Below are 12,022 nucleotides of genomic sequence, written 5' to 3'. Positions count from 1 at the left end.
CCCCGGGGGTCACTCGCGCGCTCGGTGCTCACGGCGCCCCCGGCCCGCCACCGCGCTTCTTGTGGAGGCTGATGCTGACGACGTCGTTCTCGTCCACGGTGGCGTCGACCTCGCCCGCGAGCGCGGACAGGACGGTCCACGCGAACGTGTCCCGGGCGGGGGTGTGCCCGTCGGTCGTCGGCGCGGACACCGTGATCTCCAGGGCGTCGCCCACCAGGTGGAACACGCAGGACAGGACGCTCCCCGGGACGGCTTGTCCCAGCAGCATCGCGCAGGCCTCGTCGACCGCGATGCGGAGATCCTCGATCTCGTCCAGGGTGAAGTCCAGGCGGGCGGCAAGGCCGGCCGTCGCGGTACGAAGAACCGAGAGGTACGCCCCCGCGGCGGGCAACCGGACCTCGACGAAGTCCTGCTGGCCGGCGCCGGCTTCGTCCGCCGTGTGTGCGGATCGCTGGGACACCCTCACCTCCAAGGTGCTGCGTAGGTGATCACGGCTGTGACCACGACCGTTGACGGGGACCCCGTTGACGCTACCGCGCAGACCCCCGACCCGTCTCCGCCACCACTCTTCCAGGGAGCCGGATCGTGATCTCCGCTGGCATCCCGTCCCGGCCCGCAGGCTTGCCGCCAAGTATCACCTACGCGTACGACAGTACGTCACCGCATGTGATTTGGCGAGTACAGAGTGTACCGGTTCCCCGCGTCCCCGCATCGCGGTAGACCCGAACGGGTGAAAGTCCCCCACCTGAGAGAAACCAGCCAACGGGGCCCGATGTCAAGGAGGTCGGCGGAAAGATCGCCGGATGGGAGGAACCGTGCCGATCAGACCGGAAGATCATCGCCGCAGGTCGAGCCTGCGTTCAGGCACTTGACCATGTTGTTACTCGGCCCCGCCGCCATTTTCGGCCACGGTCGATGCCGTGCGGCGCGGGGCAGGGCCCGTCGCGGACGATCGGTGCGCCGGGGATCGGGGGGCTCGGAAATGTCTGTCTGCATTGCCATGTGACAGCCGAGGTCCGCGGCGCCGCTGGCGGCCGCGCGGCCGGGGCTTCCGGTCGTGCGGCCGCTGCCGTGCCGCGTCGTCGTGCGGCGGTCGGCTCGAGGGCTACCTCGTCGCGTTCTGGACCACGTCGTACATCGCCTGGCTGAGGCTGCCGAAGCCGTTGGATACCAGGTAGGGGCCGTAGCCCCAGTTCGGTGTGGCGCCGTGCGTCACCATGTTGGCGGCGTCCCACCACGGTGAGTTGCCGGTGGTGTTGGTGAACCGCGAGGTCACCGCGATCTGCGTGCCGGTGCCGGTGGCGGGGTCGAAGTTCATGAGCCAGGGGCCGCCGCTGGAGCCGGCGGACATGGCCGAGGGCATGTCGTGGCCGAAGCTGCCGATGGTGGCGTCGGGGATGGTGGTGCCCTTCGCGTACATCAGTGAGCGGCCGTCGAAGCCGCGCCACTGCGAGGGGTCGACGCCCCACGCAGGCGTCTGCGAGCCGTCGTTGTTCTTGGACCAGTACCAGTTGCGGTAGTTGTCCGTCGGGTAGCCGAATTGGTAGAGCGTCATCGGGTTCGTGTCGACGCCGAAGGCGATGTTCTGGCCTCCGGTGACGTCCTGGATCGGGGTCGGATCGCCGGGCCGCTCGACCGTGGCCATGGCGACGTCGCCGCCGCTGCGGAAGGTGTCGTCGCCGTCCCACGTCGGGGTGATCCAGGCGCGGGTGAGGCCCCAAACCCCATACGGGGCGACGTCCGTGCCGGGCAGCCCGGCATTGGCTTCGGAGCCGTTGTAGCGGGCAAGGGCCGCGCCGTTGAAGCCGGGGATGAAGACCGCGTTGACGATGACGTCGTCGCCGTAGATGTACCCGCGGATATTGGCCGACACCTTGAAGCAGTGGCCGGCCGCGACAATTGTGCTCTTGTTGGCGCTGGTGACCACGTTCGCCGAGCACGCCGACGGGATGATGTCGCCGCTGAGCGAGTTGCGGTACAGCATCAGGAGCTTGCCGGCGGTGCGCGCCACCGAGCCGGGGCCGCTCGGGCCGCCCGCCCACGGCCTGCTGAGGTCGTCCCAACCGCCGGGCGGTGCGAACGCGTCCTGGCCGTCGTTGTTGAGGCCGACCGCGGCGATGCGGGCGACGTTCCAGAAGTTCACTTCGGCTTCGAGCATGGGCGCGTGGTTCGCGGCGTCCTCGCGGACCAGCCGCGGCAGCTCGACGGGTGCGGTACTGGCGGCGTGTGCCGCGGGCGCGGCGGTCAACGCGGCGGCGGTCATGCCGAGTGCGGTGACGATTCGGGCGATCTTGCGGCGCAGCGGCGATCTCGGGCGCATGGAGCCGGTCACGTCCTTTCGGAGCCGTTCGAGGGTGTGTCGATGCGCGCCCGGCCGGTTGAAAGCACGTTTCTCATGGGATGGCAAGCGAGTTCGTGCTAAGGATCGCAAGTGGAAGCCCCGTTTCCGGGACCGTTGCGTGGTTGCGACGCGGTTGCGCTCATTCTCGACCGGGCGGTCGGTCATAAAGTGTGGGCACGGGGGTCAACTGTCAAGGCGCAACGGACGATTGGCCGTCAGAAAATAGGTGATGAATGGCGAGACCAGCAGGGCCGGGGCGTGAGGCGCTGCTCCGCGCGGGACTCGAAGTCGCCGACGCGCGCGGACTGTCGCGGATGTCGGTGAACGCCGTCGTGGCGGCGGCGGGCATGGCGAAGGGCAACTTCTACACGCACTTCAAGGACCGCCGCAGTTATCTGGTCGAGTTGCACCGCCGGTACCACGGGGGCTTGGAGGAACGCGTCCAAGCGGCGGTCGACGGGCTGGCGCCCGGGCGCGAGCGGTTCGCGGCCGGCATCACCGCGTACCTCGACGCGAGCCTGGCCATGACGGGGACCCGGGGTCTGCTGACGCAGGCGCGGACCGACCCGGACCTGAGTGACGAGACACGTGTCCACAGCACCCGCGCGGCGGAACGGCTCCGGCCGGAGATCGCCGAACTGGGGTGGGACCCGCCCGACCCGGTGGCGCACATGGTGGTCGCGATGGTGGTCGACATCGGACACCAGGAGCTGCTCGACGGGCGGCGCCGGGACGATCTGCGGGAGGCGCTGTTCGGGCTGGTGGTGCGCTGAGGGGGCGGCTTGCGGGGCGTCGGAAATACGCACGATTCGGCGGGGCCGCCGCACTAGACTGCGCGGATCGCGGCCGGCGGATCCCCGGTTCCCGCGCGCCGCGGCTCCCGCACCCCCCCGAGACGAAGGTCGTTGGCCCATGCGCTGGTCGGATCTCTACGTGCCCACGCTCCGGGACGACCCGGCGGACGCCGACGCCGCGAGCCACCGCCTGCTGGTCCGCGGCGGCTTCGTCCGCCAGCTGATGGCCGGGCATTACTCGCTGCTGCCGCTCGCCGTCCGCGTGCGGGCGAAGGTCGTCGGCGTCATCCGCGAGGAGATGGACCGCATCGGCGCGCAGGAATGGCTGTTGCCCGCCATGCATCCGGCCGAGGTGTGGCAGAAGACCGGCCGCTGGGAAGCGATGGGCGAGGAGATGTTCCGCCTCAAGGACCGCAAAGGTGCCGACCTCGCGCTGGGCATGACGCACGAGGAGATCGTCGCCACGGCGGCGCTGGAGCTTGCCTCGTACAAGCAACTGCCGCAGACCTGGTACCAGTTCCAGACCAAGTTCCGGGACGAGCCGCGGCCGAAGAGCGGGCTCATGCGGGTCCGCGAATTCACCATGAAGGACGCCTACAGCTTCGACCTCGACCAGGTGGGGCTCGACCGGTCGTTCGAACGGAACCACGGCGCGTACACGAGGATCTTCCGGCGCCTGGGCATTCCGGCGATCCCGGTGCAGGCGTCGAGCGGAAGCATGGGCGGCAGCACCTCGATCGAGTTCATGTCGCCGACGGAGGCGGGGGAGGACCTGGTCGCGCACTGCGCGTGCGGCTACGCGGCCAACATCGAGAAGGCGGCGTCGGTGGTGGCGGCGGTGCAGGACGCGGCGTCTTCGGCGCTGCCGGAACCCTTCGACACGCCGGACGCCAAGACCATCGACGAGCTGGCGGTGCGCCACGGTGTACCGGCGGACCGGCAGATCAAGACGTTGGTCTATGTCCTCGACGACCGGCTCACGCTGGTGCTGATGCGCGGCGACCACAGCCTCGTCGAGCAGAAGCTGCTGGACGCCGCGGCGGCCCGCACGCTGCGCCCGGCGCAGCCCGACGAGATCCGCGATGCGCTCGGGGCCTCCCCGGGCAGCCTCGGCGCGGTCGGCGTCGCGCACCTGCCGGTGATCGCCGACGAAGCGCTGCGCGGGCGCCGGGCGATGACCACGGGGGCGAACAAGGACGGCGTGCACCTGCGCGGTGTGGACGTCGGCCGCGACCTGGCCGTGGGGCAGTGGGCGGATCTGCGCGAGGTGGCCGCGGGGGAGCCGTGCGTGGTGTGCGGGGCGTCTCTGGAGGTCGTCCGCACGGTCGAGGTCGGCCACATTTTCCAGCTCGGCACCAAGTACACCGAGGCCCTCGGCGTGACCGTGCTCGGCCCGGACGGCTCCCGCGTCACGCCGGTCATGGGCTGCTACGGCATCGGCGTGGAGCGGGCGATGGCGGCGATCGTGGAGGCTCATCACGACGACGCGGGAATCGTGTGGCCGGTGGCGGTGGCGCCGTTCGAGGTGGCGATCGTGCCGATCGGGGGCGCGAACGAGGCGGTCGCGTCGGTCGTCGGGTCTCTGTACGAGGGGCTGCGCGCGCAGCGGGTCGACGTGGTGCTGGACGACCGGGACGAACGGCCGGGGGTGAAGTTCCGGGACATCGAACTGGTGGGCATCCCGTTCCGGATCACCGTGGGGCCGCGCGGGTTGGCGGAGGGACAGGTCGAGGTGACGGTGCGGGAGACGGGCGAGAGCACGTCGGTGGCGGTGGAGGAAGCGGTGGCGTACGTGCGGGGGTTGGTCGCGGAGGCGGCGGTCTTGTAGGGCCGGGGCGCTTCGGGGTGCGGCGGGGGTGGTGGGGGGGGGGGGGGGGGGGGGGGGGGGGGGGGGGGGGGGGGGGGGGGGGGGGTGGGGGGGGGGGGGGGGGGGGGGGGGGGGGGGGGCGGGGGGGGGGCGCCCCCCCCGCCGCGGTGGTGTCGGTGCCGGTGCTTCGCGGGTTGAACGGGTGCCGGATGCGGTCCGGTTGTCCGTGGGTCCGTGGGTCCGTGGGTCCGGCGGGCGGGCGGGGGGGCAGGGGTTCAGGCGTTCAGTGCGGCGAGTTCGGCGTTCGCGCGCTGGTTGACCAAGGCGAGGACGCGGCCGGCGGCGGCGAGGTCGTCGGCGGGGATGTCGCCCCAGATGCGGGCGGAGACGGGTGCGGTCTCCGCGGCGGCCGCGGCGATCAGCTTGCGGCCGGCGTCCGTGGGGACGACGTGCGCGCCGCTCTCGACGAGCAGGCCCTCGGCCAGCAGTTCGCCGAGCGTGGCGTGGATGGCGGCGGGGTCGGCCTTGAGCGAGCCGCAGACTTGCGCGACGAGTTCGTCCGGTGTGCGCGGGGTGGGGGCGGCGACGGCGTCGCGCAGGGTGATCTGCTGCTGGAAGGTGATGCCGTGGCGGGCCAGAACGTGCTCCAGGACTCCGCGGGCGGCGTAGTGGGCCAGGGCGAGGGCGCGGGCGTCGGCGGTGGGGGCGGTGGTGGTCATCGGTGTCTCCTGGGTGGTCTCTGCGGGCGGTGGGTGTCGGGCAGACCGGGGTCTGCGTCGCGGCTCGGTCCAGACGGCTCGCTCCAGACGGCTCGGTCTAGACGGCGCGGCCGAGGGCTTCGGTGAGGGCGAGCGGTTTGACGTCGAGGCGGTCGAAGCGCCAGCCGCGCTCGGTCCGGCGCGCCCGGTAGTGGTGGCTGCCGGCCGCGATGGCCTCCGTCTTGTCGTCGATGGTGAAGACGGCGATGTCGTGGGCTCGCACGGTCGCGGTGTCGCCGTCGATGTCGACGACGAGGTTGGACTTGTTGTGCAGGGTCCCGGTGTACGTGTCGTGGCCCTTGCGGACGAGTTCGACGAGCGCCTCGATGCCGTGGGCGTGGCCGCGCGGGGACGTCACGACCACGTCGTCGGTGAACAGCCGGTCGGTCTCGTCGTAGCGGCGCTCGTCGATCCACAGGCTGTGGCGGGCGACCAGGTCGGCGAGTTCGGTGCGGTCGGCGAGGGTGCGGAGCAGGGTTTCCGAGGTGGTGGTCATGACGGCCTCCCTATTCGTTAGAGTTACTAACGTTTGTGTTGCGAACGAATATAGGTCGTTAGTGCCACTAACGCAAGAGTCCTAGGCTGTGCGCATGGAGACCGACGAAGACCTGCGCTTCGACCACGGCGAAGCGACCCCCGAGCGGCTCAAGGGCCAGTTCTCGCGCCTGGTGGGCAAGACGGCCGCCCAGACCCGCCGCGTCGCGGGCGACGCGCTCCGCGCGGTGGGGGCACGCAAAGACGACTTCGTGGTGCTGGCGGTGCTGGCCGAGTCCGGGCCGGCGAGCCAGGCGGTCCTGGCGGGCCGTACGCAGATCTACAAGAGCGACCTCGTCGCGGTCCTCAACGAACTCGCCGAGCGCGGCTGGGTCCTCCGCGCCCCCGACCCGGAGGACAGGCGCCGCAACGTCATCACCCTCACCGACGACGGCCGACGCCGCCTCGCCGAACTCGACGGCATCCTCGACGGCGTCAACGAGCACATCATGTCCCCGCTCGACGCCGCGGAACGCACGCAACTGTTCGCCCTGCTGGGGCGAGTGAACGCACACCTTGCGGGGGCGGCGGAGGACGGCTGACCATACGGTGCCCGGGACGTCCGGGCGAGACACCGGCATCGCGTTACGGGGGTTGGGGCGTTTGTGCGAGGTCGATCGCGTCGGCACGGAATCCGGCGAGAGGGAGAAGCCGACCGCGGTGGTGGCGCTCGTCGTTCAGGACGGCCGCCTGCTCTTGGTGCGTCATCCGGTCCGGGACGCGGACCCGTTCTGGCACTTGCCGTGGGGGAGAGCCGCCCGGGAGGGGGTGCCGCCGGAGCGGGTGGCACGGCGGGTCGCCGCGGAGATCACGGGACTGGAGATCACGGGGGCACGCGTGGTCCACGAGCAGGCGCATCCGAAGAGCGGTCGGTGGATGACGTATGTGCGGTGCAAGGTCGGGGAGCCCGGTGCCGACGGGGCGGATCGGGGTGACGGGGACATCGAGGTCGCGTGGGTGACGCGGGCGGAGTTGCCGGTGTTCATGCCGGGCTCTGTGCGCAGGAAACCGCCGAGGCCGGTTCTTCCCGACATGGATGCCGCACGCGCTGAGGGACCTGCGGCGGTACTCGAAGCGCGGTGGGAGACGCTGGCTTTGTCCTCCGCGTGGTCGCACGAGTACCACGGCACGGTGCCGGGACTTGGCCAGGTCAACCTGATAGCGGCGGCCCGGGCGGAACCGAGGCTGGCGCAGCTCTACCCGTACACGAGTGTTATGTCGCTGTGCTTCAGCGCCTGCATGCACTTTCCGTACCAGGATGTCGCGCCACGGGTGGAGCCGTTGCGCGACGGTCGCTTCCGCGTCCGCGTCCCCCGCTCGACCGAGGTGCTCGGCACGACGACCACCGCCGAGGAAGCGATAGCCCTCGTCCTGCGCCACCTCCCAGCGGACGTGGGTCAGGCGCTGGACACGACGGCGTATCTGCTGAAGCCCCGGTAGCGCCCCTGCTCGCCACCCCGGTCCGGTGGCGGCGGCAGCCCGGGCGCAGTGGCGCTCGCCGGCGGCTCGTTGCGGCGTGCGCGTGGTCTTCGTCGAGATCGTGTGCTCGTACCCGGCGGAGCATCGCCGTCGCCTGGAGGGGCGGTCTCGGGGGATCGAGGGCTTCCCCGAGTCGACGTGGGAGGCGGTGGAGCGGCTGCGCGGCGAGTTCGCACCGTGGACCGACGAACGACTGGTGCGCTGCGGCGATTACTCGACAGCCGTGCGAAGGCCGAGGCCGATCAACACGGTTCCGCTTGCCCGGCTGATCCGGCGGCGGAATTGCGGTGCCTCGACGGCGTGACGTGTCGCCGCGACCACCGAGGTCCAGAACAGGAGCCAGGCAAGGACCACCAGGACGTGCGCGACGGACAGGGCCGCGATCTGGGGTGCGACGGCGCGGTCGGTGGTCAGGAACTGGGGGACCAGGGTGAGGTAGACGGACGCCGCCTTGGGGTTCAGGACGTTGGACCAGAGTCCCTGACCGAACCCTCCCAGCCCGGTCCACGGCATGCGCCAGTGCCCCCGGTCCGCCGGTGCGGGGGCGGCCCGGGTCGACCGCCAAGTGGCGATGCCCAGCCAGACCAGGTACCCGGCTCCGAGGATCTTCACCACGGTCAAAGCCTCGGCGGACGCCATGACCAGTGCCGACAAGCCGACCGCGGCGAACGTGGCATGCACGAGCAGGCCGCACGTGGTGCCGAACGTGACGAGGACACCGTCGCGTCGCGAACCGGCGATCACCTTCTGGGTGACGAGCGTGAAGCTGGTCCCGGGGATCAGCGTCAGCGGCGTCACGGCGGCGACGAACCCGAGTATCTGGTGCCCTTGCACGCGGCGAGCGTAGGGCGGGCGCCGCCACGAGGCCACCGGATTCCCGGACCTCGCAGACCGTTTCGGGCCGATGAGCCGGAAGACCGACCGCACCCGGCCCCCACCACTCCGAAGGGTGGTGTCGCACGGGGTCGGGTGCGGTCGACGATGCGAGCCCGGGGCCGGAAGGCCCCTGGCGTCGGATCAGGCAGCAGCCTTCTTCGTCTCCCAGAAGATCGCGTCGATCTGGGCGATCAGGTCGAGGAGGGCCTGGCCGGTGGCCGGGTCGTTCGAGCCCTTGGTGCCGCCGGCGCCGGCGGCCTTGATGGCGTCGTTGAAGAGGGTGTGGAGATTCGGGTAGGCCTCGAAGTGCGGGGCCTTGAAGTAGTCGCTCCACAGCACCGACAAGTGGTGCTTGACCAACTCGGAGCGCTGCTCCTTGATCTCGATGGCGCGGGCGCGGAAGGCCGGGTCCTCGTTGCCCTGGTACTTCTCCTGGATCGCCTTGACCGACTCGGCCTCGATGCGCGCCTGCGCCGGGTCGTAGACGCCGCACGGCAGGTCGCAGTGCGCCTCGGCGGTCACCGTGCTCGCGAACAGACGAGAGAACATGTGTGTCCTTTCTGTGATCGTCTTCCCACAGGGGACCCTACTCTGGGGAGCCCGGGATTTTCCGGCCGCCCCGGGTGGGGAACGCGGCGTGTTCCCCGGGTGGTTGGCGGAGCGTCAGGTCGGGAGGTGTGGTGGCGCGGGCACGTGGAGCGCACCGGGCGTGGCTGCCCTGGGGGTTCGCCGTCGTCACCGGGGGGTCGATGCTGCCCAACCTGCGGGACGGCGACCGCGTCGTGATCCGCTATCGCGCCGCCGTCCGCCCGGGTGACGTGGTGCTGGTCCGCCGCCCCGACCGGCCCGAGGTGACGATGCTCAAGCGGGTCAGCGAGCGGCGGCCGGGCGGTTGGTGGGTGCTCGGCGACAATCCGTACCGCAGTACGGACAGCCGCGAGTTCGGGCCGGTGCCCGAGGACTTGGTGCTCGGGCGCGTGCTGCGCGTGCGCCGGACCGGGGGGACCGGGGGGAACGGGGGGAACGGGGGGAAATGGGAACGGGTCGGCGCCGAGAACCCGTTCGAGTAACCCCAATGCGTAGGCCGTTCAGGTGAAATGGCCGCAAAAGGCAGACATGCCCGGTCAGTCCGCCGACCGCGCCTTCCTCCGCGCCCGGTACACCGCCACGTTCGCACGGGTGGCGCAGCGTTCCGAGCAGTAGCGCCGGGAGCGGTTCGCGGACGCGTCGACGAAGACGTTCCGGCACGGGGGAGCGTCGCAGAGGCCGAGTCGTTCCGGGCCGAGCGAGGTGAGCTGGACGGCGAGGCCCATGCCGGCCACCGCCGCGTACGACTCCGCGGTCCCGGCCTGGTCGTCGGCGAGGTGGATGTGCCACGGCCGCCCGTCGTGCCCGGTCACGCGCGGGTGCACGGGGAACTCGGCGAGTACGCCGTTGAGCGTCGCCACCGCCTCCTCCGGGCGGCCCTCCGCCGCGTCGGCGAACACCGAGCGGAGCCGGGCGCGCACGGCGCGCAGCCGCGGGACGTCGGATTCGGCGACGCGCGCGGCGGGGCGTCCGACGGCGGCGAGCAGCCGGGCGACGTCGGCGGTGGTCCGCAGGTCGTCGGTGCCGCGGCCGGGGGCCTCGGTGTTGACCAGCCGGACCGCGTAGTCGGCGTACGCGGAGAGTTCCACGGCGGTCCGCTCCAAGTGCTCCGGGGTGTGGCGGTGGTTACAGCAAGCCTACTGTCCGTCGCAGTACCGTTTGCCCCCACAGGGCGGTGCGCGTTCACCAACGGTCACTACCGTCTTCAGGGCAGCGTCATCGCCCCGACGCTTTGCCGCTCGGGGGTTGTGGAAAGCTGGATATCACGGGTGACCCCCGTACCCTCGTCGGATTGCGGGCGCGGACAGCAGCGCCGGCGCCGTCGATGGCAGGCAGCATCCAGCCGTGCTCCGTGCGGCCATTTCCCGGGCCGTACCCCCCGGTCGTGGCCCGCATCGCCGAGGAGCTGCACCACTCATCCAAAGTTGACAAAGGGGTCACTGTGGCAGCGGAGATCATCCCCACCGAGAACACGTCCCAGGACGACCTGGACCCGGCGTTCGCCCTGCACCGGGGCGGCAAGCTCGAGGTCCGGTCGACGGTGCCGGTGCGCAACAAGGACGACCTGTCCCTCGCCTATACGCCGGGCGTGGCCCGCGTCTGCACGGCCATCGCGGAGAACCCCGAGCTGGTCAACGACTACACCTGGGTCGCCAACACCGTCGCCGTCGTCACCGACGGCACCGCGGTCCTCGGCCTGGGCGACATCGGCCCGAAGGCGTCCCTCCCGGTCATGGAGGGCAAGGCGCTGCTGTTCAAGCAGTTCGGCGGCGTGGACGCGGTGCCGATCGCGCTGGACTGCACGGACGTCGACGAGATCGTCGAGACCGTGGTGCGCCTCGCCCCGTCGTTCGGCGGCATCAACCTGGAGGACATCTCCGCGCCGCGCTGCTTCGAGGTCGAGCGCCGGCTGCAGGAGCGCCTGGACATCCCGGTCTTCCACGACGACCAGCACGGCACCGCGATCGTCGCGCTCGCCGCGCTGCGCAACGCCGCCACGGTGACCGGCCGCGAGCTGAAAGACCTGCGCGCCGTCATCTCCGGGGCGGGCGCGGCCGGCGTCGCGATCGCGAAGATCCTGCTGGAGGCCGGCATCGGCGACCTGTGCGTGGTCGACTCGCGCGGCATCGTGCACGAGGGCCGCGAGGACCTGACGTCGATCAAGCGCCTGATCGCCGAGCTGACCAACAAGGCCAAGCTGCAGGGCGGCATCGAGGTCGCGTTGGCGGGCGCCGACGTGTTCCTCGGCGTCTCGGCCGGCAAGGTCCCCGAGGACGTCGTCGCGACGATGGCGCCGAACGCGATCATCTTCGCGATGGCCAACCCGGACCCGGAGATCATGCCGGAGGTCGCGCAGAAGTACGCCGCGGTCGTGGCGACCGGGCGCAGCGACTACCCGAACCAGATCAACAACGTGCTGGCGTTCCCGGGCGTGTTCGCCGGTGCGCTGTCGGTGCGCGCGACCCGCGTCACCGAAGGCATGAAGGTCGCCGCGGCCGAAGCGCTCGCGGCGGTCGTCGCCGACGAGCTGTCCGCGGACAAGGTCATCCCGAGCCCGTTCGACGAGCGCGTCGCCCCCGCGGTGACGCTCGCCGTCGCCGAGGCGGCGCGCCGCGACGGCGTGGCCCGGATCTGACCCCGGCGGCCGGACGAGCGTTCGTCCGGCGACCGCGCCGCGGCGCGCGGAGTGGACACGTGCCACTTCGCGCCGCCCCGGCCCCAGGCAGGGCACCCCCTCGGCGGGGGGGGGGGCCCCCCCCCCCCCCCCCCCCCCCCGGGCCCCCCCCCCCCCCCCGGGCCCGCCCCCCCCCACCCCCCCCCCCCCCCCCCCCCCCCCCCCCCAAAG

Annotated in this window: 13 protein-coding genes; 6 read left to right on the top strand and 7 right to left on the bottom strand. The window is 71.5% G+C overall.

The features are described from left to right. Positions 1–28 precede the first annotated feature (28 nt). Together ACPA54_RS24705 and ACPA54_RS24700 are read right to left on the bottom strand one after the other, a co-directional pair. Complete coding sequence (locus ACPA54_RS24705; protein ID WP_423533219.1) at positions 29–472, bottom strand: ATP-binding protein; 444 nt, start codon at positions 470–472, stop codon at positions 29–31. A gap of 633 nt (positions 473–1,105) precedes the next feature. Beyond that, entirely contained in the window at positions 1,106–2,320 is a 1,215-nt protein-coding gene (locus ACPA54_RS24700) for a hypothetical protein (RefSeq protein ID WP_423533218.1), read from the bottom strand. Positions 2,321–2,574: 254 nt separating this feature from the next. Between ACPA54_RS24700 and ACPA54_RS24695 the strand changes: the two genes are divergently transcribed. Together ACPA54_RS24695 and ACPA54_RS24690 are read left to right on the top strand one after the other, a co-directional pair. Next, entirely contained in the window at positions 2,575–3,114 is a 540-nt protein-coding gene (locus tag ACPA54_RS24695) for a TetR/AcrR family transcriptional regulator (RefSeq protein ID WP_423533216.1), read from the top strand. A 139-nt stretch (positions 3,115–3,253) separates the two neighbouring features. Beyond that, positions 3,254–4,963, top strand: a complete 1,710-nt coding sequence (locus ACPA54_RS24690; protein WP_423533215.1) for a proline--tRNA ligase — start codon at positions 3,254–3,256, stop codon at positions 4,961–4,963. Positions 4,964–5,217: 254 nt separating this feature from the next. On the opposite strand, the gene ACPA54_RS24685 is transcribed toward ACPA54_RS24690, so the two are convergent. After that, the gene (locus ACPA54_RS24685; RefSeq protein ID WP_423533213.1) at positions 5,218–5,661 is read right to left on the bottom strand and encodes a MarR family transcriptional regulator; all 444 of its coding nucleotides are present in this window, start codon (positions 5,659–5,661) and stop codon (positions 5,218–5,220) included. Positions 5,662–5,758: 97 nt separating this feature from the next. Further along, the gene (locus tag ACPA54_RS24680; protein WP_423533211.1) at positions 5,759–6,196 is read right to left on the bottom strand and encodes a nuclear transport factor 2 family protein; all 438 of its coding nucleotides are present in this window, start codon (positions 6,194–6,196) and stop codon (positions 5,759–5,761) included. A gap of 94 nt (positions 6,197–6,290) precedes the next feature. Here ACPA54_RS24680 and ACPA54_RS24675 point away from each other — a divergent pair, with 94 nt between their 5' ends. Together ACPA54_RS24675 and ACPA54_RS24670 are read left to right on the top strand one after the other, a co-directional pair. Continuing rightward, the gene (locus ACPA54_RS24675; protein WP_423533209.1) at positions 6,291–6,776 is read left to right on the top strand and encodes a MarR family winged helix-turn-helix transcriptional regulator; all 486 of its coding nucleotides are present in this window, start codon (positions 6,291–6,293) and stop codon (positions 6,774–6,776) included. Positions 6,777–6,837: 61 nt separating this feature from the next. Further along, positions 6,838–7,674 (top strand): DUF6193 family natural product biosynthesis protein, encoded by an 837-nt coding sequence (locus ACPA54_RS24670; protein ID WP_423533207.1) that lies wholly within the window; start codon positions 6,838–6,840, stop codon positions 7,672–7,674. 249 nt (positions 7,675–7,923) lie between these two features. Here the strand turns inward: ACPA54_RS24670 and ACPA54_RS24665 are convergent, their stop codons facing one another. Both ACPA54_RS24665 and sodN read right to left on the bottom strand, forming a co-directional pair. Then, positions 7,924–8,547 (bottom strand): LysE family translocator, encoded by a 624-nt coding sequence (locus ACPA54_RS24665; RefSeq protein ID WP_423533205.1) that lies wholly within the window; start codon positions 8,545–8,547, stop codon positions 7,924–7,926. 183 nt (positions 8,548–8,730) lie between these two features. Beyond that, entirely contained in the window at positions 8,731–9,138 is a 408-nt protein-coding gene (sodN, locus tag ACPA54_RS24660) for a superoxide dismutase, Ni (protein ID WP_423533203.1), read from the bottom strand. A gap of 131 nt (positions 9,139–9,269) precedes the next feature. Here sodN and sodX point away from each other — a divergent pair, with 131 nt between their 5' ends. Beyond that, the gene (sodX, locus tag ACPA54_RS24655; protein ID WP_423533201.1) at positions 9,270–9,659 is read left to right on the top strand and encodes a nickel-type superoxide dismutase maturation protease; all 390 of its coding nucleotides are present in this window, start codon (positions 9,270–9,272) and stop codon (positions 9,657–9,659) included. A 54-nt stretch (positions 9,660–9,713) separates the two neighbouring features. On the opposite strand, the gene ACPA54_RS24650 is transcribed toward sodX, so the two are convergent. Beyond that, positions 9,714–10,265, bottom strand: a complete 552-nt coding sequence (locus ACPA54_RS24650) for a CGNR zinc finger domain-containing protein (RefSeq protein ID WP_423533199.1) — start codon at positions 10,263–10,265, stop codon at positions 9,714–9,716. Between the two features lie 353 nt (positions 10,266–10,618). Here ACPA54_RS24650 and ACPA54_RS24645 point away from each other — a divergent pair, with 353 nt between their 5' ends. Beyond that, entirely contained in the window at positions 10,619–11,812 is a 1,194-nt protein-coding gene (locus ACPA54_RS24645) for an NAD(P)-dependent malic enzyme (protein ID WP_423533197.1), read from the top strand. The last annotated feature ends 210 nt before the right edge of the window (positions 11,813–12,022 follow it).

It is taken from the genome of Uniformispora flossi (assembly GCF_049534875.1).
Lineage (GTDB): Bacteria > Actinomycetota > Actinomycetes > Streptomycetales > Streptomycetaceae > Yinghuangia > Yinghuangia aomiensis.
This window is presented reverse-complemented; position numbering and strand designations above follow the sequence as displayed.